Below are 19,665 nucleotides of genomic sequence, written 5' to 3'. Positions count from 1 at the left end.
TCATCGTCCGGCTCTACCGTGTCCGGGTCATGCGCGGACTCACCTCATGGTGAAGAGCATGTTGACCGAGTTGTAGTAGTTGGGCAGGTGCACCATCTCCGATCCCGGACGCGGTGGGTCGGCCTTCGGCCAGTTCCGCGGGCCGAGAAGATGGTCGGCGTAGTCGCTGTGCGGGACCTTCGGCACGAACCAGACGCGGTACGCGCCGGGTCGCGGGTCCTGCTCGAACCGCCAGAGTTGCGTCGCTCGGTCCGCACCGGTCCGGCACGCGCGGAGGGTGACCTCGGCCACATTCCCGCCGCTCGTGGTTCCGTCGAGGCAAGTACCGGTGCCCGCGTTGCGTAGCTGGTACGTGTTCTGCTGGGCGGGGAGCCGCTGCCATCCCTGGTCGGCCTTTCCGGTGCACTTCTGGAGCTGCAACGGGCCGTCTGAACCGCCGCCGCCGAGGCCGACGCACAGCCCCGAGGCCACGTGGACCAGGGCAGCGCCTGCGCGATCCGGCGAGGGCGCCGCCGAGGTCGGCGTGGCGGACGCGGAGGCCGAGGCCGAGGCGGACACGGAGGCCGAAGGCAGACCCGTGGCGGGGGCCGTGGCGAAGGCCGCCGAGCCGATGGCCATGATCGGTGCTGCCGCCGGGAGCGGGCTGCTGCCCGGGACCGCGGGGGTTCTGGCGGGGGCTGCGACCTTGGCGGACCCGTTGCTCTCGGAGTCGGCCGGCAGCAGGACTGCCGCGGTGGCCGCCGTTCCCACCACGGCTGCCGCAGCCACCCATTTCACTGCGCCGGCCTTGGTTCCGGCGAGCTGCGTCCCGTTCAGTGTCGCTGCGGCGAGCTGTGCGCCGTTCCCGCCCAGGGCCGACAGGAAGGAGGCGGGGTTCCACAGCAGGATTCCACCCAGCAACAGCACGCCCAGGCGGCCGTTGACGTCGCGCAGGTCGCGCTCGGCCCGTGCGCAGTCGTCGCACCCCTGGAGATGGCGGCCCAGGTCCCGTGTGAGGCGCTTGCCCGGCCGGCGCAGCCTGGCGGCGATCTGCCCCCCGTAGTGCCGGCACTCGTCGCTCGCGCTCTCGTCCAGATGGGCGCGCAGGTACGCCTCTTTGAGGCCTTCCCTTGCCCGCGCGACCAGTGAGCCGACGCCTCCCGCCGATATCCCGAGGCGCGACGCGGTCTCGGCCGCCGGCTCGCCCTCGACGACGGAGTGCCAGAGCACGGCCTGCCAGCGCTCCGGCAGCGATTCGTAGGCGCGCAGGACCAGCGATCCCTCTTCCGCCGTGAAGACGGCGTCCTCGGCGTCCTGGCCGTCCGAGAGTTGGGCGGCCCACTCCTCGAAGTCGTCCGACAACCGGGTACGGGCGGCGTCCCGTGCCCATGTGGCCGCCAGACGGCGCACGCAGGTCAGCAGGTACGGCCGCCAGGCGTACTCGGGGCCGGCACCCCAGGCGATGGCACGGTAGGTACGCGCGAAGGCCTCGGCAGCGAGGTCCTGGGCGGTGGACAGGTCTCGGCAGCACGTACGGGCGTAGGCGAGCACCGAGGAATGGTGACGGGCGAACACCTCGTCCATCACGTCGCTGGCGGCCGCGTCGGGCTCCGAAGTGTGCCCACGCAGCAGGGCACAGAGCTCCCCGTCGCTGAGGCTTCGTAGATTCTGCTGACCGGCGGTACCCGGTGTACTCAACACGCGCTCCCGTGTGGCTCGCTGGTGACCCGGGCGTCGGATCCGGGTACATCTGTCATGGGGGTGCGGCGCTGCGCCCGACCGGAATTCGCGCAAGTGTGCACCGTCGCCGGGCTGCAAGCAAACGGGCCTTCGCCCGCGCGAGGTGCGGACGGCGCAGGTCGACGCGGCTCGGCCGACCGGAGCAACACGGTCTGCCAAGCAGGTCCCCGTGGGGGCGACATACGCTGTGGACCAGCCAACTAGGCTTCCAAGCAACTTCGTTGAGAATCCCGACGGGATTGTTCGGATGCGATCAGAAGAGGATCGATCGGTACCGTCTCCGCTCTGGTGCGCGACGGCAGCGCCTTCCGGGGCGGGCTTGCGTTTCGTGGACTCCTCCCATCCGGAAGCCGTTTCAGTCGGGATGATCACACGAACCGGAATGTCCGGCATGCCGCTATGGGGTGTCGGGGCTTGCCGCGCCGCGCGCGCCCACACCCCGGACCGCCATGTCGGACCGGTGTCGGCACACCCCCCGCATGCGCTCAATCCGGTACAGGTGAGCGTGCTCAATCGCCGTCGTGACGTCACCGGGGGTGAGATCGGACAGCCGGCTCCGCACTTCGGCTTCCTCGGCTTCCTCGGCTTCCTGGAGGCCCCTGATGGCGGCTTCCCCTTTCGGGGTGAGCCGCATCAGGTGCGGGCGCCGGTGTTCCGGGTTCGGGGCGCCCTCAGCCAGCCCCAGGCCTGCCTCAATTTGAGCGCCGATCGGGCCGGCGGCCGAGTGAGGGATGCCCTCCAGAACGTAGCCATCGCGCCGGCCGCGCCGCATCGGCGTAGCGGGGCGGCCTGCCCCGCTGGCAGGCCGCCCGGCTTCAGCGGAACTCGTGGACCACCTGGATCTCGCCGACGATGTGGGCGTTGAAGTCGTCCAGCTCCTCCGCCGGGACCCACAGCTCGAGGATCGTGCGGCCGCCGGCCTGCTGGACGGGGTACCGGCTCAAGAACTCCGACTCGACCTCGAAACGGGTGACGAAGCCGACACCGCTGTGTTTCACGTTCCAGTCCCGCGCAATCCTGATCGCGTAGTCCTCGTTGAGGACCGGATAGAAGATCGGCTGCTCCGGGAGCCGAGGCGGCCAAGCACGCCAGTGCAGCTCGCGGACCAGGGCCAGCTCCTGGGGGCCGGTGGGGCGCCACAGGGTCGTCGTTGCTTGCCGGCTGGTCATGGCAATCCGCTCTCCGAATCGGGGAGGCCGCTGGTGCGGCCGGTCTGCAACCGGACGATACCCGCGCCGGGACCCGGCGAGCTACGTGGTTTCCGCACCGGGGCATGGCCCGTGAGCAGCGGTTACGCGGCGGCCCGGAGGATCGCGGGGATGACCGCGGAGGAGCTTCGGGGCGTCCCTTGTACGGCTACCAGGCGGCAGGGCGGTAGTCCTTGAGGAACACCGCATGCAGGGGCCGGCCCGCCTCACCCTCGCGGATGGGGTGGTAGATCCGGGCCGCGCCGTCGACGACGTCCAGCGGCGGCCTCCATCCTGTTGCCGCGTGTCGCGCACGGGCGGCTGCGGGTTTCTCGTCCGTGACCCAGCCGGTGTCGACGGAGCAGCAGTGGATTCCTCGTGCGGCGAGAGCGGAGGCGCTGGTGCGGGTGAGCATGTTCAGGGCGGCCTTGGCCATGTTGGTGTGCGGGTGGTCGGGCGACTTGTTGAGTGCGCCGAACTGGCCCTCCACCGCGGAGACGTTGATCAGGTAGCGGGTGGGGTGGGGCGAGGCTTCCATCAGCGGCAGCAGCCGGTCGGCGAGAAGGAACGGGGCGACCGCATTGACGAGTTGCACTTCTATGAGTTCCGCGGCGCTGATCTGGCCGAGCTGCAGGGTCCAGGAGTTCATCGGGGCGTTGTCGGGCAGCAGTCCTGCAGCATCGACCGCAGTGCCGATGCCCGCGGGTATGTCGAGTGCGGTGGTGGCGGGGGTGCCGCCTGTGGCCAGGGCACGGTCCGGATGGCCGGGCACGACGAAGCCCGGCGCCGCCCAGTGGCGTGCGGTCGGCAGCCCGGCCGCCTCGGTGGCGGCCAGGGCAGCGTACGCCTCGGGTGCGCGGCGCAGCGTCTGGGCCGCGTTGTTGACGAGGATGTCCAGCGGGCGGGCGCGGGCCAGCTCCTGTTCGGTGAAGGCCAGCACTTGACGCGGGTCCCGCAGGTCGAGCGCGGCTACCGTCAGCCGGTCCCACCAGCGGTCGCGGTCCGGAGCGGCGGCGAAGCGGGAGGCGGCATCGCGGGGGAAGCGGGTGGTGACGGTCAGCTCGGCGCCGTCACGCAACAGCATCAGGGCGAGTTCGTGGCCGATCTTGACGCGGCCGCCGGTCAACAGCGCGCGGCGTCCGGTGAGGTCGGTGCGTGCCGTGCGCTGGTCGAGGTTGGAGGCGGCGCAGGGCATGCACAACTGGTGGTAGAAGGGGTGCACTTCCCTGTAGTGGTCCTTGCAGATGTAGCAGCGTTGGCCGCGGCGCAGGATGCCCAGGGCTGCCGGTTCGTGTGCGGCGGCCGTCGGCCCGTCCGTGGAAGGCTCGGGCGCGGGTCCGGCCTCCGTCAGCTGCTGCGGGCCGGCTGCCCGGGTGGGTAGGGCCGTGTCCATGAGCCGGTCGCCGGCTCCGGTGACGGTGGCGGCGAGGAGCGTGGCGTCGATCTCCCGGTCCCGTACGCGTGCCTGGGCCCTGCGCTCGCGACGGCCGCGCCGGAGAAGGTTCTTGGCGGCGCCCTCGATGCGGCGCCGCTGTGCGTCCTGCACCGGCAGCCCGGCGGCCTGATCGAGCAGCGCCAGCAGGTTCTCCACCGACTCGCTGTCCATACACGTCTTCGCGTTCACCGCCCCATTCTCAGGGGCGGGTGGCCTGCCCCCACCTGCCGCCCCCTCCGAGGCGAGGGCATGCCGGCGGGCCGGGAAACACACCTCAGGCTCAGCCCCGAGTGCAGCACGGGCCGAATGGTTCGCGTGGGAACCGGGAGCACGGTGGCCCGTCGGCACGCATGCAGCGCGCTCACCCATGCCTTCGCCGGACAGGCCCGCGCCCAGGACGGGTGCCGCTCCGGCTGGCTTCAGAAGGGCTGGGCGGCCCGTATGAGGTCGGCCGGGAGGTAGCCGGATTCGACGCGGACGGCCCAGCCGCGGCGGCGCGCATGGCAGGCCAGGCCGAGGATGCCGAGGTTGATGGAGGCGGCCGGATCGTCGGCGCGGTCGGCGACCTGGTAGTGGGCGCGGTGGGCTTCGAGCGCGTCGGCCAGGGCCAGGTTGAAGCTCTCCTCGTCGCCGTCGACGAGCTGCGAGAGCAGCACCGCCGGCGGCATGGCGAAGCCCCAGTCCTTGGCCTTCTCGGCCTGCTGGAGCGCTCGCTGCGCGGCCGGTCCGGCGTCGACGCCCTTCAGGTAGGCGTGCAGGGCCTCGCGGTACGCGCTGGATGCGGAGCCGTCCGGGCGGGCGAAGGCGGGGCCGGTAAGGACCAGAGGGGCGAGGTCCTCGCGCTCTCCGGTGATCAGGGCCAGGGCGACCGCCCTCTCCCAATTGTGGGCACCGGCCTCCTCGCCCCGCTCGGCCGGATAGCGCAGAGTGCGGCCGTCGATGGTCACCTCGGCCTCGGTTCCCGGCTCGGCGAGGGCGATGCGGAACAGTGCCGCCCCCATCTGGGAGGCCAGTCGCAGGGGCGCGAGTCGGGCGGCCGTGAGGTCCCCGGGATCGCCCGCGTCCCAGGTGAACAGGCGCTCCTGGTCGCCCATGACCCAGTCGAGCCGCCAGACCTCGAGAGGTCGTCCGTCGACTGCGGTGAACGCCTCCTGGACGCTCTCCTCGTATATCGCCCGGGTCTCGGGGTGCACGGTCCGCTCGCAGGCCGGCCGCTCCACCACAAGGGGGCCCGCTGCGAGTGCGGCGACCGCGTCAGGTCGCCGCTCACGGCCGAAGCCGCCGACCCGCGGGCCCCGTGTCTCGAAGCCGGTGATCAGCGCGTGCGGGAGGTAGTCGCTTCGGACGGCCGGCGACCAGCCCAGTGTCCGGTACGCGAGGGCGGCGAGGGCGATGGGGACGAGTGGCAGGAGGGACCTCGCGGGTGCCGAGGGGCCCTGCAGTGCCCTGTGCCTGACGAGGAGGTCGGCCAGAGCGGCGTCGAAGGCGGCCCGGTCTTCCGCGGCCAGGGCGCGCAGCGTTCGCAGCGCCGCGCTGCCCGGCGGGCCCTCCAGGGGTTCGCCCGTCTCCTCGGCGCGGGTACGGATGCGGTCCAGGGCCGCGTCGACGGCGGCGAGCTTGGCCCGGGCGCTCGGCGGGTACTCCTCGTCGCTGCCGGTGCTGTCCAGGACCACGGCGTTCAGTGCAGTGGCGAGTTCGCCGGTGGGCGTCCCCTGTGCCTTTGCCGCGAACTTGGCCCGGGCGAAGTGGAAGGCTTCGCCGTGCCACTTGGCCTTGTCCCTCAGGACGGCCAGGCAGAGTGCGTCGATCCACTCGCCGGGCGTGACGCTCTCCTCGGGCCCATCGTCACCCGGGTCGTAGCCCATCCCGATGTTCGGGTACTGCAGGAAGACATGGAAGCTGCAGTGGGGGTGGTAGGCGGCGTAGGCGACGGCTCCGGCAGCGGCTTCGGAAGCATCCTTGAGGACGGCTTCGGCCTCCGGGGTGTCGAGGTCGGGTGACGTGACGGACAGGGCGGCGAGGTAGTCGAGGAACTCGTCGGCGATCGACTGCCACTCGTACGTGGCCATCCGGCCGGCCCTCGACATGGACGACACCTGCCCCCCGATGCGGTTCGCGAAATCCTCACGTGCTGTCGACACGACGGCCCCGCCCACCTGATGACGCTCTATTCGCACTGCCCTGCTCCTTGATCGACAACATGCGGCAGCCTAGTGCTGTGGCCGGAAAGGTTTGCCGGGTCGCGGTGTCCGGTGCGGTGGATCGCAAGGCGGAGGGCCACGGCCCGTACCGGACGTACTCGCGTGGTCCGACAACGCGGCGAGGTGCCGTGCCGGGCGCCGCGACACGGTGAACCTTCCCGGTCACAGCACTAGGTGCGCGATCCGGCACCCGGGTGGCCGTCCGTGTGTCAGGCGATCAGTTCGTAGGTGCTCCGGGCCGTCAGCCACAGGCCGGCGAGGAGGGAGAGCGTGACGATCAGCTGCTCCTGGTGCTGCTCCAGCCAGCTCCGCAGGGCGTTCAGCCGGGCGTCCGCGGCCTCGGGTGCTCGGAGTGCGTACATCTCCATGAGGATGAGGCTGAGCGTGGCCAGCAGGCAGTAGCCGGTCAGTGCGAGCCAGTCGGTGGGGGTGGAGAGGTCCGCGTCGATGGCGGTCGCGGCGCCGGCGCCGACCAGCGCCCAGGGTTGCAGCAGCCAGGCCAGGCCGGCCGCCGTGGCCGGGGAGGCGTTGTCGATCCGGGCCGCCCAGCGCGGTGGGCCGTGAGGTCGGGGCGGGCGGCGGTGCCGGTGGGCGCCGTACAGCACCAGAGCCACGCCGATGGCGAGTTTCACAGCGATCGCGGCGGTGGAGGGCACGCTGTGGCGGGCCGGGGGCTGTCCGCCGGTCAGCAGCATCACGCAGGCGATGACGGCGACCAGGTTGGCCAGCCACGACAGGAGGAATGCCAGGCCCTGGCGGGCGCCGCGCCGTGAGGAGAGAAGCAGGATGAAGGCGCTGTTGTGCAACGGCCCCAAGGTGACGGCCGTACCGATCACCACCAGGTCGAGGACCATAGGATCAGCCGCTCCTGGGTTTCAGGACCGTTTGCCACGTGGGGACGGGGCGGGACCGGTCGACAGAGTCGGGCGGCGCTGCGGTGCTACGTGCTGCGGTGCTGCGGTGCTGCGGTGCTGCATGCCGACTCTGCAGGTGGCGGCCCGTCCGGTCAAGCAGGCCACGCCCGCGTCCTCGCCCGCGTCCGTCCGGTCCTCAGACCTGGGCGGAGGCGGAAGCGGAGTCCTCGCTGTAGTAGCGCCGCAGGAGTTCCCGCTCGGCGTCCCGGTGCGGGAAGAGGAAGAAGATCAGCAGCGCACCCAGGGCGATCGCGGCCAGGCCGACCGTGTACGCCCAGTCGTCGCCGTGGAGGAACGACTGGCGGGCCGCCGTGACGATCTCGTCGGCGTACTCGGGGTGTTGCTGGGCGACCTGCCCCGCGGAGGCGAACGACTTCGTCAGCTCGCTCTGGACCTGGTCCGACACGTCCTTGCTCTCGGGGGAAGCGGCGATCGCCGCGCTGAAGGCCGAGGCGTAGCCGGCGGTGAGGAGCAGGCCCATGATGGACTGCATGACGGCTCCGCCGAGGTCCCGTTGCAGGTCGGCGGTGCCCGAGGCCATGCCGGCCCGCCGCACGGGCACCGATCCGGTCAGCGAGTGGGATGCGGGCGTCCCGGCCAGGCCGGCGCCGATGCCGATGAGCACGTAGGCGAAGCCGATCTGCCAGTAGCTGCTGTCCTCGCCCCAGAACAGCAGCATCCAGGCGAAGGCGAGGAAGAGGAACAGATAGCCCCTCAGCAGGGTCGTGCGGGCGCCGCGCGTCTCGACCAGCTTCGCGGACCGCGGTGCCACGAGCACGATCATCACGACGAGCGGGAGGATGGCGGCGCCGGCTTCGACGGGGTTGTACTCGAGCACGTTCTGCAGGTACTGCTGGCTGATGAACGCCGACCCCATCATGGAGCCGTACACGATGATGCCCGCGCACGCGGCGACCCAGAACGTGCGCCGGCCGGCGATGTGGAGGTCGTACAGCGGGTTGGGAGCCCGGCGCTGACGCCAGAAGAACGACGCTCCGGCAGCCAGGGCGACCACGACGAGGCCGGCGACCACTGCCCCCTGGCCGGGGACGGCGGCGAAGTTGATCGCCAGGACCAGTCCCGCGACCAGGAGGACGGACAGGATGCCGCCGAGGTTGTCCACCGGTTCGACCGACTCGTTGGCGTGCGCGGGTACGAACAGCAGGGCCATGACCAGCGCGACGACGGCCAGGGGCAGGGTGACCAGGAACACCGACCCCCAGTAGAAGCGTTCGAGCAGCGCGCCCGCGATCACCGGCCCGAGCAGGGAGATGCCGCCGCCCAGGGCCGACCACAGGGCGATCGCCTTCGTCCGCCCCGGCCCCGCCCACAGGGCGGTGATCAGCGCCAGGGTGGTCGGGTAGGCCATGCCGGCGGAGAGCCCGCCGAGGATCCGGGCCAGCACCAGGACGGTGTCGCTCGGCGCGTACGCGGCGAGGAGGCAGGCGGGGACGGACAGTGCGACGCCGAGGAGCAGCAGCAGCTTGCGCCCGTGGCGGTCGCCGACCGCACCCAGATAGAGCACCGACGCGGCCAGGCCGAGGGAGTACCCCACGGCGATCAGGTTCAGCGCGGTCTGGGAGGAGTCGAAGGCCTTCCCGATCGCGGGCAGCGCCACGTTGGCCACCGACAGGTTCAGGTTGGCCACCGCGGCGACGATGATCAGGGACGCCAGAACGAGCGGCGCCCGCGCCGGGGCCTCGTGCGGAACGTCGATGCGTGGCGCGCCGCTTTTCGACATGGAACCTCCGGGGCGAAGTCGGTCTTGTCGAGAGTCTTGCCTGATCCGCCGTGCCGCACATCGCCCCATTGGGATGACACGCCTCCCGCCGCTGCGGTCGCCCGCGCGGGCAGGGTGAGCGAGGTCGAGTGCGAGCGGGTGGTCGGCAGGGGCATCGCGTGCGGGGGCGGCGACGTTGCCGTTGTGGAGGTCGCCTCGGGCCGTACTCCAGCGGCCTTCGACCAGCAGGCATACAAGGATCGCAACGGAGTCGAGGGGCTTCGATGAGCTCGCGGCCCGCTACCAGGCTGGCCGGCACAGGGCCTCACTCGTCCTGTGGCTCCGCGTTCCGTCGTCGTGACGACGGGTCTGGGCTACTTGGCATCGACGATGAAGGCAGTGGGCGCGATTCCATGCGCCATGAGCCGCGACATGAGTTCCACCTCTTGTTGCTGCGTGACGGCGACCCACAGGGCGGTTCCCGTGTCGCTGGCACTGAAGATCTGTCGGCCCCCACGCCAGCCTTCGGCGTGGATCGTGTAGGGCGCCAAGTCCAACAGCACCTCGAACTGTGCGTCATCGCGAACATCGACGTCGATCCCCATGGGATCGTCCTTGGCCGATCGTGCTCCACGGGCCGCCTCGTCCCGACCCATGGACAGTGCACGTTCGTAGGAGGACACCACTTCCTGCGGCCACGCGGCGTCGCTATAGGCATCGATGTGTGCCGTCTCGATGCTGGACCGCAGCACGAGAAGCGCCTGACGGTGGGCACGCGCGAGTTCCGCCGGCTCCAGAGAATCTCCGAGGAGCAGTGCACGACGCGGGCCATCGTCTCGTTCGATCATGCGGCCCAGCCTCTCACGAGCGACGGAACCCCAGGTCACCAGGTGAGGCGGACCTTGTCCTGATCATTTGTCAGGCGCGGCCTGGCCCCGGTTCAGGTCGGTGTACAGCAGGTGGTGGTCCGAGTACGGGCTGGGGCGGATGTGGTGCGTGCCCGGGGGGATGCCGCGCAGGAACACGTAGTCGAACTTGCTGTCCCAGTCGGTGGTCGTCGTGCAGGCGGCCGCGGCCGCGTCGGCATCGGTGGTCGAGGGGCGGCAGCCGGGGTCCGTGTCGGGGGCCAGGGCCCACATGGGGGCGAGTTCGGGCGAGTTCGGCACGGCGTTGAAGTCGCCGAGGACGAGCGCACGGTCGTGGCGGGCGACTTCCGCGGCGAGCACCTCGATCTGTCCCGCGCGCACCTCACCCTGCCGGCGCTCGGCGAGGTGGGTGTTGAAGACGCGGACGGGCCGGCCGTCCACCAGCGTGGTGACGGCGAGGTAGCCGCGGTCCTCGGAGCCGCCGTCGGGGTACTCGACGCTCACCCGGTCCGTCATCGGCGCCGCCGAGAGGATCGCCTGGCCGTAGCCGCCCGGCCGCCACGGCAGGCCCCCGCAGCGGTTCCAGTTCCGCAGGACCGGCCCGTACGCGACCCGGTAGTCCAGCCCGTAGACCTCCTCCAGGTACCTGCGGATCCGCTCGACGTCACGTACGCACGCCTCCTGCAGGGCAATGACCTGCGGCGCGTACGTGGCGATCTCCGTCGCCCGGCCGAAGTCGTTCCCGCTCCCGCAGGGATTGCAGATGTTCCATGTGGCGACCCGGTCCGGTACAGCCGCCTCGGCAGCGCCCGGCGGCAGCGGCCCGGCGGGGGAAAGGCCGCCGTTCGGCGGGCCGGCGCCCTGGAGCAGCCCCAGGCAGACCGCGGTCACCGCGGCCGCGATCCACCGCGCGCCCCTGCTCAGCACGATCGCCTCCCCGGAGTGGACGCACATCATCACACGGCGCCCTCGATCCAGTATCCAGGTGCTTCCCGACCTGTCCGTCCGGCATCATCACCGCGTGATCGACCATCGGATCACCCATCGAACGGCGGACGGCGTCCGCGTGCCCGGCACCTGGCGGCACGCGTTCATATGCAACGGCGGCTCGTACTTCCGCACCGACCTCTTCACTTACGCCGACGGCCTCGTCGACTGCTGGGGGCTGGTCACCCTCGACGAGTTCGAGCACAAGCTCCGCCACGGTTGGGTGGCCACCAGCCTTCCGGACGGCGGGCGCGCTTCCGCGCACGACCTGGCCTCGTGGACGTTCGGGGAACCGGACAGCCGGCTGACTCCGGAGCTGCTGCTCGCCGAAGTGCGCGACACCGTCGACGAGCTGAACGGCCGTCCCGATTCGACCGCCCGCTGCCTCGCCGCGGTGGACGTCTTCCTGGCGGACCGCACGGAGGAGAACCGGGCCGCCGCCCTGGCCGGCTATCTGGCGGTCCCCGAGAGCGTGCGGCGCTACGCGCTCGGCGACATGGACCACAAGGACCGCCCCCTCAAGCTGCTGGTGGCCGGGCCGGGCGGCAGGACCCCGGACGGGCGCGGGGGAACGGCCTTCGGCCTCGCCGGAACGGCATCCAACGCCTCCGCCGCTCCCGCCGGCACCACCACCGCCGCCTCGGTATCCGTGCACGGCGCACACACCGGCGGTCAGGTACTCGCCTCCCGGCCGGCCGCGTGCCCCAGGTGCCACCCCTGACCCGCCCCGACCCCGCCACAGCGGCTGCCCCCACCTCCGGGGGCAGCCGCTGCCGTGCGTCCGGAGCCCCTGCCCGGGCCCGGCTTCCGGTCCTCGGCAGCGGTCCGCGGCGTGTCCCGGACGACCGTCCGGACGAAGGAGGCCTCCTCCGGCCGCTCCCCTGCCTTCCTCCGCGGCTTTCCTCCCCTCCGTCCTCCGTTCCGCCGCTGTGCGCGGGCCGCGGGTACCGGCAGGCTGGAAGGGACCAGGAGGACCCGGGGGACGCCGGAGAGGAAGAGAACGATGAAACTGCAGCGCCCCGCCCGGATCAGCGCCCGTACCGCCGCCGGCCCCCGGCCCCTCGCCCCCGCCGAACGGGCGGAGCGCACGCACCGCGAGGTCGTCGCGGACGCCTACGACTACATCGTGGAGTCCTACCCCACGCAGGTCACCGCCCGCTCGACCCGCCGCACCGCTTAGCCACCGGGGCCCTTCCTCCGTGCCGCCGGTGCGGCCGCGCCGCGCAGCAGTGCGCCGGTGGCGGTCGCACCGGCGACGGCGAGCAGGAGCGGAACGACTGCTTCCTGCTGGGAGCCGGTGAATTCCAGGGCGAGGACGACCGCCGTCACGGGCATCCGCTGGGACACCGCCAGGAACGCCCCCGCTGCCACGACCGCGTACGCCGCGAGGAGGGTGCCCGGCCACATCAGTTCCCAGAGCCGGCCGACGACGATGCCGAGGAGTGCGCCGTTGGCGAACGACGGCGTCAGGAGCCCCCCGTAGGCGCCGGCCCGGAGGCACAGGGCGACGACCGCCGTCCGCAGCACCAGGAGTACGACCGCCAGCGCGAGGGTGGGCTGCTCGGTGAAGGCGACCTCGGCGGGCCCCTTGCCGTTGCCCAGCAGCTGCGGGAAGGGGATGGACAGCAGGCCCAGGCACAGGAACGCGGCGGGGGCGGTCCACAGCAGGGCGTTGCCGCGCGGGGCCCGGTCGCTCGCGGCTGACATGAGCCGGGAGAAGCCGTACGCGCACGCCCCCACCAGCGGTCCGGCGAGGAAGGACCACAGCAGGAGGGAACCGCTGAAGGTCAGTGCCGGAAGCTGGTAGACCGGTTCGTCCGGCACCACCAGGCGGGCGACGAGCGTGGCCACTGCGGAGGTCAGCACCGCCGGTACGACGGAGCGTAGGGCCCAGGTGCCCAGGAGCACCTCCAGCGTGAAGACCACGCCGCCGAGGGGTACGTCGTAGACCGCCGCGAGGCCGGCGCCGGCCGCGCAGGCCACGAGGGTGCGGCACTGGGCGGAGCTGAGCCCGGTCCTGCGGACGATGCCGGTCGCGAGCACGGCGGCGAGCTGCCGCGGCGCCACCTCCCGGCCCAGGGGTGAGCCCAGCCCGATCGTCACCACTTGGAGCGTGGCGTGGGCGGTGGTGGTGAGCGCCGGCATGCGGGGCCGCTCCATCCGCAGCGCCTGCCCGATCTCGACCAGGGGGCGACCGTAGCGGTGCAGCAGCCACCATCCCAGGCCGGCCACCACGCCGGCGAGTGTCACGCACACCAGCCGGCGCTGCGGCGAGGCAGCCTCGACCCCGGCGAGGAAGGTACCCCGGTCGTACCCGAAGGCGAGGTGCTGCACGGTGTGCAGGAGCAGGGCCAGCGCGGCTCCTGCCGCCCCGGCGGCCAGGCCGACGGTGAGGACCGCGGCGGCGAACCGGAGCCGCCGGGCGGCGGGGCTGTGATCGACCGGCATGGAGGAACAGTAGACGCAGCCCGGGGGCCGGACGGGGCGACGCTCGGGCCGGGCCCGAGCGAGTGTGGCGGGCCCGCGGACGGCGGGGTCTGCGTACCGCGCGCCGCCCCGCCGTGGGCCCGCGCGGCCGAACAGTGCCGAGCTCCGGCGCGTCCCGCGGCCGGTGGACGTGCCGCCGGGGCCCGTTGAGCTTCACTCGGTGCAGGCGCGCCGCCGAGTGGTGCGGGGACGAGGAAGGACGACGGACGTGGCGACGATGCTGGCCGGAAGGCTCACCACGGGAGGGGGCGGCTTCGCCGTGGAGGAGGTGCCCGTCCCCGAGCCCGGGCCGGGCCAGGTCCTGGTCCGGGTGCGCGCGGCGGGTGTCTGCCTGTCGGACGTCCACCTCATCCAGGGCATGCTCGCGCCTCAGCCCCTGACGGGCAGCAAGGTGACGCTCGGTCATGAGACCGCGGGTGAGGTGGCCGTTCTCGGTGAGGGGGTCACCGGTCTCGCCGAGGGTGACCGCGTCGTCCTCCAGGCCGGTGAGGTCCGCGGCGGAATCTCCTGCACGCGGGGGGTGAGCATCGACGGCGGCTGGGCCGAGTACACCGTGGCCGCTGCCGATGCGGTGGTCCCCCTGCCGCCCGGGGTCCCCTTCGAGCAGGCGTGCGTCATCCCCGACGCGGTCTCCACCCCGTGGGCGGCGATCACTTCGGGTGCGGGCGTACGCCCTGCGGAGGCCGTCGCGGTGTGGGGTGTCGGGGGTCTCGGCGCGCACGCCGTGCAGTTGCTCCGGATGGTGGGTGCATGCCCGGTCATCGCCGTGGATCCGCTGCCGGCCGCCCGCGAGCGGGCCATCCGGCTGGGGGCCGACACCGCCCTGGACCCGGCGGACCCCGAATTCCCCACCCGGTTGCGCGCCGCAGCCGGGACCGGGGGCGTCGCCGCCGCCTTCGACTTCGCCGGCGTGCCGGCCGCACGGGACCAGGCGCTGGCCGCTCTCGCCGAGGACGGCCGGCTGGTCCTGGTCGGCCTCACCGACCAGCCCTTCACCATCCGGGACAACCTCTGGTTCTGCCGTTTCCGGCAGCGGGTCCTGGGCCACTACGGCTCCCGGCCCGAGGACCTCGTCGACCTGGTCCGCCTGGTGGGCATGGGCCGTCTGGACCTCTCCGGCTCCATCAGCGGGATCCATCCGCTGGCCGACGCGGCGCGGGCCGTGGAGGCACTGGAACGCAAGGAGGGCAATCCGATCCGGCTGATCCTCAAACCCTGACGGCCCCGCACCGCACCGGTCCGGTTCGGTCCGGTCCGGTTCGGTCCGGCCTGAGCGGAGGGAGAGGGCTCAGCTGAATTCGGACCAGACGGCCTTGCCGACGAGGGCGTGGGTCTCGCATCCCCAGGCGGTGGCGAGGGTTGCCACGATCGTCATGCCGCGTCCACCGGTGTCCTCCTGCTGCGCCCTGTTGACGCGGGGAGTGGTGAGCGCCAATTTCATGGAGCTGCTCGACACGCGGGACGGTGCATCGGATCGGCCGAAGAAGGGCTGTGCCTTCTGCACGCTCTGCATCGCGGTCGCCCGTGACGTGCCGTCTCCGCACCGCAGGGACGGTTCCCCGCCCCGGTGACGGACGTCGGGCCGAGGGCCCGCGGGAGGCGGGCCCTCGGCCGCGGAGTTCGAGTGCGCGGAATCGTTGCGTCCCGCAGGCGACCCGGGCCCCCGGCAATCCGCTCCGGTGCGGCGCGGGAGCGGAGGTGCGGGCCCGGAGATAGGTTGGGCCGCGAGTGCCCGGTGTTCTCGGTGGCTTGCTCTCCGCGCCGGGTCCACACGCACGCTCAGCCCCGCACCGTGGAGGGAACCGTGTTACTGACCGGGAAGACAGCGATCGTCCATGGCGGTTCCGGGGCAGTCGGCGCGGCTGTCGCTCGCGCCTTCGCGCGCGAAGGCGCCGCCGTCCATCTCACCGGACGCACCGTGCCGCTCCTCGAAGACGTCGCGCGGCGCATCGAAAGCGCCGGCGGGGTCGCTCACGTCGCGCAGCTGGACGCGACGGACCGCGCCGCCGTCGACCGCCACGCCGATACGGTGGCCGCCACGGGCAACGGCATCGACATCTGCTTCAACGCCACGTCCAACGACGACGTACAGGGGAGTCCGCTCCTCGAGATGGCCGTCGCGGACGTGACCCGCCCGGTCGTCAAGGCGGTGACGACGACGCTCACCACGGCCACCGCTGCGGCCCGGCACATGATCCGACGTGGCAGCGGCGTCGTCCTCGTCATGGCCGGCGGTCGAGAGACCATCCCCGAGCTGGGCGGATCACACATCGCCTGGTCCGCGCTGACAGGCGTCTGCCGGCAACTGGCAGCGGAACTCGGCCCGCAGGGCGTCCGCGTGGCCTGGCTGCTCTCCCCCGGCTCGCCCGCACCCGGCGACCTCGACCGGGCCGACGAGGGGGCACTCCTGACCGAGCGCCCCCGCTACGACGACGTGGCCAACGCCGCGGTCTTCGCCGCCTCGGACTGGGCCCGCACGATGACCGCCACCGAACTCAACCTCACCGGCGGCCTCGTACCCGACTGACCGCCGCGCGGCCTCGCAGGAGACAGCCTCGCCGACCGCGGGCGGTGCGCAGCACGCCGGGAAGGCGCGCTCCTGACGCCGTGCGGCGCCGGCCGTCCGCGCGGCTCTGGACGCACGTGGAAATGCGTGACCCACGGCGGCCGGTTGCTGCCGGTCAGGCGCCGAGGTCCACGTCGAAAGCCGTCTGCACGGCCACCCGGACCACCTCCCCGGACGCGGACCGGCCCACCCACACCGGGTACACCCCGTCACCACCGGTGGCGAAGACCGCCATGTCCGCGCCGAGGCTCCCGCCGTCCAGTTGCATCCCGGCGGCGGAGTTCGAGAGGCGGTCGTGGTCCGGGGACCCCGCCCACCGGGCCCGGGCCAGCAGGTCCCGCAGCTCCGGCCAGGCCTCGGCGTCGCCGAAGGCGCCCGTGGCCGCATCCGTACCGAAGCCGAAGGCCTCCCCGGCGCCCAGCCGGAGGGTGTCGTCGCCCGGCCCGAGAGCCATCTCCCAGGACGCCGCGGGGGCTTCGCCGACCCGCAGCCGCACGGCGACGACGTCCGTGTACGAGCCCCAGTACTCCTCCTCGACCTCGGCCCAGGCCGCCTCGACCGGGTACGTGCCCGGCGGCACGGCCACGGTGACCCCGGACAGTCCCTCCCCGGTGTCCGGGCAGGCCACGGCCAGCACTCCGCTCGGCACGCGCAGGTTCCCGCACGGTACCGGCTCCAGGATCTTCAGCCCGGGCATCCGGGTGCCGGGCCGGAACGCCCGGTCGAAGTCGGCGGCGCACCGGAGCCGGGAGGCTTCCCGGCGCCAGCCGGACCACTGGGGGTCGAGCAGTGCGCCGACCCAGTCCGGGAGCGCCCCGGCCACCGGCAGCGTCGGCCAGTCGTCGAAGCCCGGGCGCACCGTCCACAGGTCCTCTTCGGTGACTTTCACCCGGGCCTCCAGGGAGTCTCCCCGCATGCCCGCGGGCTGGTGCGAGACACGGGCCGTACCGTCGGCGGACAGCTCCACCGCCGTCCGGGGACAGTCGACCGCGAACTCCGCCGTGCGCTCGTCCGGGTACCGCCGCACGAGCAGCCGCCGGACCAGCAGCCGCTCCTCGTCGTCCCGCAGCCGCAGCTCCGCCTCGGTGGTCCGGCGGCCCTGGCCGTCGTACGCCCAGGAGTCGACGCAGCCGGCCTGCCATGCCACCACCCGCACCCCGAGCGGCACTTCACGGCCCGGTGCGTGCTGGATCACCGCGTACGGGAACCCGGCCGCGTCCCGGGCGCGCGCCTCGTCGGCGGACAGCTCCCGCCCGGCCGTGCGGGACTGAGGGTCCCAGGACTCGGCGTAGCGCACGCCGTACGCCGGCTCAGACATCGGCGGTGGCCTCGTCCCGCTCCGGGAGGAGCTCGGGCATCCCCTCGAACAGCACCACCACCGCGACCACGTCGCCGGCCTCGGAACGCCCCAGCCAGACGGGGTACGTCCCGTCGCCGGCCGTCGCGAAGGCGAGCAGCTCGCCCCCGGAGGCAGCGTCCCATGTGCGCTGCATGATGAGGGAGCCGTCGTCCACGTCCTCGTACCCCTCCAGGTCCGGCTCCCCGTGGATCAGCCCCCGCTCGTAGAGTGCGACGAGCCGCTCCCAGGCGCCGGCGTCGGCGAAACAGCCCGTGGCGCCGTCGGTGCCGAACCCGGCGATCTGCCCCTCGATGAACAACCGGGGGTCGTCGTCGACGCCGAGGGCCATCTCCCAGGTCGTGGCAGGGGTGTCGGCGACGAGCAGGCGTACCGCCGTGGCCTGCGTGGTGGTGACCTCCCTGTCCCGCCACGGGCAGTGGTAGCTGTAGCGGACCCGTGCCTCTTCGAGCGCGTACTCCCCCGGCGGGACGGGGACAGTGATCGCCGGCTCTTCGTCGACGTTGTCCGGCCCGGAGACGGCCAGCAGTCCACCGGGCACACGCAGGGTGCCGACCCGGCGGGCTTCGACGACGGTCTGCTGGCGGTACCCGTCGGTCACCCGCACACCGGGCCGGAACAACTCGCCGATGGGCCCGGGCCGTGCGGGCTGCGGCGGCCGCCAGCACGTGGCGGGGGCGCTCCCGCGAGCGCCGTGGAAGCCCTCGACACCTTCGACGGCCTCGGCGGCCTCGGCGGATTCGGCGACCTTCGCTGCCACGAGGACCGGCGGCTCGCTGAACCCGTGCACCCGCGCGGAGAGCAGCGGCCACTCCCCGAAGGCGGGACGGACCATCCACCGCTCGTCGTCGCTGAGGGCGGGTGTGGTGGAGGTCCCCCGGGGCTCCTCCGTCCGCCGGCCCCGACCGTCCGGGAAGAGGTCGACGATCACGCGCGGGCACGCCGGGTCGAACTCCGCCGTCTCCGGGGCGGTGTAGTCCCAGGTGACCGCGTACCGGCGCAGCAGCCGCCCCGGAGCGTCCAGCAGCCGCATGTCCACGTCGTGGGTGCGGCGGCCCTGCTGGTCGTAGACCCACACGCCGGCGAAGTGGTCCCGCCAGGAGACGAGCCGGACCTCCAGCGGCGCGTCACGGGCCGCCGTGCGGTACACCACCACGTACGGCAGCCCCGCGTCGTCCCGCTCCCGGGCCTCCCCGGCGGACATCGGCCGCCAGGCCTCGCGTGCCTCCGGGTCCCACGCCCGCGCGTACCCCACCTCGACGACCATGACCGTTCCCTGTTCCTGTGCCTCGTGCCCCGTACGTGTGCAAGGTAGCCGTCGGCGGTGACAACGACCGGACGGGGTCTCACGCCGAGGCGGCCACCGTGACCGCGGTCACCCGGGCGCGGGTGCGGATGCCCGCTGCAGTCCGGTTTTCGGATAGTTGCGGAGCGTGTGAATGGACCGGCCGAACCGGGGCACAGGCGAACAGGTCGCCGCAGGAACATGAGGGCAGCGGTGGTCACCTCCGGCCCTCGACCACTTCTGAGGAGTTGATTTCCCATGACCGAGAACGTGTGGAGCTACAAGCCGACCGCCGGCCGTCTGACCGGCACGGACCTGACCGGCTACAAGGTCGAGGCGACCGACGGCAGTATCGGCAAGGTCGACAAGCACTCCGACGAGGTCACGGACGCCTACCTGGTCGTCGACACCGGCGTGTGGATCTTCGGCAAGGAGGTCCTGCTGCCGGCGAGCACGGTGATCCGGATCGACACGGCGGAGGAGAAGGTCTACGTCGACCGCACCAAGGAACAGATCAAGGACGCGCCCGAGTTCCACCGGGACAAGCACTTGGGCGATGCCGGCTACCGGGCGGAACTGGGCACCTACTACGGCACCGGCGCTCCCTTCGGCGGCCGCCCCGCCTGACCCGCGCACCGAATCGCAGCGGCCCCGGCACCCTTACGAAGGTGCCGGGGCCGGCCCGTGCCGGTGGGGGGCCGAGGCTGCATGGGTATCCGTTCTGGTCACCGGCAGACGTCGTGGACCCGGACGACGGGCACGAACCACGGGCCGAGGGCGCCGTCCCGGCAGACACCCCGTCCGCCTCGACTAGCCTCAAACGCGTGATCGAGTACATCAACCACCTCGGGGCCACCCCGCCCGTCCCCGGACCCGCACCCACCCCCACCACACCCGTCGTCTGGGCCCTCAACACCACCATCGACACCATCGGCGGCCAC

17 protein-coding genes and 1 pseudogene are annotated in these 19,665 nt (G+C 72.5%); 5 read left to right on the top strand and 13 right to left on the bottom strand.

What is annotated here, in order from left to right; translation table 11 throughout:
* Positions 1 to 39: 39 nt before the first annotated feature.
* The 9 genes from E6U81_RS33220 to E6U81_RS33180 form a co-directional block, all read right to left on the bottom strand.
* Positions 40 to 1,677 carry a sigma-70 family RNA polymerase sigma factor gene (locus E6U81_RS33220; protein WP_168714798.1) on the bottom strand — a complete coding sequence of 546 codons (1,638 nt, stop codon included), beginning with the start codon at positions 1,675 to 1,677 and terminating at the stop codon, positions 40 to 42.
* Positions 1,678 to 2,116: 439 nt separating this feature from the next.
* Positions 2,117 to 2,491, bottom strand: coding sequence for a hypothetical protein (locus tag E6U81_RS40630; RefSeq protein WP_206310080.1), 375 nt, complete (start codon positions 2,489 to 2,491; stop codon positions 2,117 to 2,119).
* A 43-nt stretch (positions 2,492 to 2,534) separates the two neighbouring features.
* Positions 2,535 to 2,888 carry a hypothetical protein gene (locus E6U81_RS33210; RefSeq protein ID WP_136233728.1) on the bottom strand — a complete coding sequence of 118 codons (354 nt, stop codon included), beginning with the start codon at positions 2,886 to 2,888 and terminating at the stop codon, positions 2,535 to 2,537.
* Positions 2,889 to 3,075: 187 nt separating this feature from the next.
* Positions 3,076 to 4,530: an SDR family NAD(P)-dependent oxidoreductase gene (locus E6U81_RS33205; protein ID WP_240804155.1), complete on the bottom strand. Its 1,455-nt coding sequence runs from the start codon at positions 4,528 to 4,530 to the stop codon at positions 3,076 to 3,078.
* Between the two features lie 230 nt (positions 4,531 to 4,760).
* Positions 4,761 to 6,497, bottom strand: coding sequence for an immunity 49 family protein (locus E6U81_RS33200; RefSeq protein WP_136233755.1), 1,737 nt, complete (start codon positions 6,495 to 6,497; stop codon positions 4,761 to 4,763).
* 254 nt (positions 6,498 to 6,751) lie between these two features.
* Positions 6,752 to 7,396, bottom strand: a complete 645-nt coding sequence (locus E6U81_RS33195) for a GAP family protein (protein WP_136233727.1) — start codon at positions 7,394 to 7,396, stop codon at positions 6,752 to 6,754.
* A gap of 196 nt (positions 7,397 to 7,592) precedes the next feature.
* On the bottom strand, positions 7,593 to 9,197 hold the full coding sequence (locus E6U81_RS33190) for an MFS transporter (RefSeq protein WP_136233726.1): 1,605 nt from the start codon (positions 9,195 to 9,197) through the stop codon (positions 7,593 to 7,595).
* Positions 9,198 to 9,550: 353 nt separating this feature from the next.
* A complete protein-coding gene (locus E6U81_RS33185; RefSeq protein WP_136233725.1) occupies positions 9,551 to 10,024 on the bottom strand; it encodes a hypothetical protein in 474 nt (157 codons plus the stop codon).
* Between the two features lie 63 nt (positions 10,025 to 10,087).
* Positions 10,088 to 10,996: an endonuclease/exonuclease/phosphatase family protein gene (locus tag E6U81_RS33180; protein WP_136233754.1), complete on the bottom strand. Its 909-nt coding sequence runs from the start codon at positions 10,994 to 10,996 to the stop codon at positions 10,088 to 10,090.
* A 67-nt stretch (positions 10,997 to 11,063) separates the two neighbouring features.
* On the opposite strand from E6U81_RS33180, the pseudogene E6U81_RS33175 reads away from it, so the two are divergent.
* Both E6U81_RS33175 and E6U81_RS40160 read left to right on the top strand, forming a co-directional pair.
* Positions 11,064 to 11,582 (top strand): annotated as a pseudogene (locus E6U81_RS33175) (DUF1768 domain-containing protein); the annotation flags it as partial.
* Between the two features lie 450 nt (positions 11,583 to 12,032).
* Complete coding sequence (locus tag E6U81_RS40160) at positions 12,033 to 12,209, top strand: hypothetical protein (RefSeq protein WP_168714797.1); 177 nt, start codon at positions 12,033 to 12,035, stop codon at positions 12,207 to 12,209.
* Here the strand turns inward: E6U81_RS40160 and E6U81_RS33170 are convergent.
* Positions 12,206 to 13,477 carry a chloride channel protein gene (locus E6U81_RS33170; RefSeq protein WP_136233724.1) on the bottom strand — a complete coding sequence of 424 codons (1,272 nt, stop codon included), beginning with the start codon at positions 13,475 to 13,477 and terminating at the stop codon, positions 12,206 to 12,208. The two genes, E6U81_RS40160 and E6U81_RS33170, sit on opposite strands and share 4 nt — an antisense overlap.
* Positions 13,478 to 13,733: 256 nt before the next feature.
* Between E6U81_RS33170 and E6U81_RS33165 the strand changes: the two genes are divergently transcribed.
* A complete protein-coding gene (locus E6U81_RS33165; protein ID WP_136233753.1) occupies positions 13,734 to 14,735 on the top strand; it encodes a zinc-binding dehydrogenase in 1,002 nt (333 codons plus the stop codon).
* Positions 14,736 to 14,804: 69 nt separating this feature from the next.
* On the opposite strand, the gene E6U81_RS33160 is transcribed toward E6U81_RS33165, so the two are convergent.
* Complete coding sequence (locus E6U81_RS33160) at positions 14,805 to 14,972, bottom strand: ATP-binding protein (protein WP_136233723.1); 168 nt, start codon at positions 14,970 to 14,972, stop codon at positions 14,805 to 14,807.
* Between the two features lie 348 nt (positions 14,973 to 15,320).
* Here E6U81_RS33160 and E6U81_RS33155 point away from each other — a divergent pair, with 348 nt between their 5' ends.
* Complete coding sequence (locus E6U81_RS33155) at positions 15,321 to 16,043, top strand: SDR family oxidoreductase (RefSeq protein ID WP_136233722.1); 723 nt, start codon at positions 15,321 to 15,323, stop codon at positions 16,041 to 16,043.
* 154 nt (positions 16,044 to 16,197) lie between these two features.
* On the opposite strand, the gene E6U81_RS33150 is transcribed toward E6U81_RS33155, so the two are convergent.
* Positions 16,198 to 17,400, bottom strand: coding sequence for a DUF4241 domain-containing protein (locus tag E6U81_RS33150; RefSeq protein WP_136233721.1), 1,203 nt, complete (start codon positions 17,398 to 17,400; stop codon positions 16,198 to 16,200).
* Positions 17,393 to 18,706, bottom strand: a complete 1,314-nt coding sequence (locus E6U81_RS33145; RefSeq protein ID WP_136233720.1) for a DUF4241 domain-containing protein — start codon at positions 18,704 to 18,706, stop codon at positions 17,393 to 17,395. The genes E6U81_RS33150 and E6U81_RS33145 overlap by 8 nt, the downstream gene beginning before the upstream one ends.
* 276 nt (positions 18,707 to 18,982) lie before the next feature.
* Between E6U81_RS33145 and E6U81_RS33140 the strand changes: the two genes are divergently transcribed.
* Entirely contained in the window at positions 18,983 to 19,351 is a 369-nt protein-coding gene (locus E6U81_RS33140; protein WP_136233719.1) for a PRC-barrel domain-containing protein, read from the top strand.
* Positions 19,352 to 19,665 lie beyond the last annotated feature (314 nt).

The organism is Streptomyces sp. A0592 (assembly GCF_004795115.1).
Lineage (GTDB): Bacteria > Actinomycetota > Actinomycetes > Streptomycetales > Streptomycetaceae > Streptomyces > Streptomyces erythrochromogenes.
The sequence above is the reverse complement of the archived record's forward strand: the minus strand, read 5'-3'. Positions and strand labels throughout refer to the sequence as shown.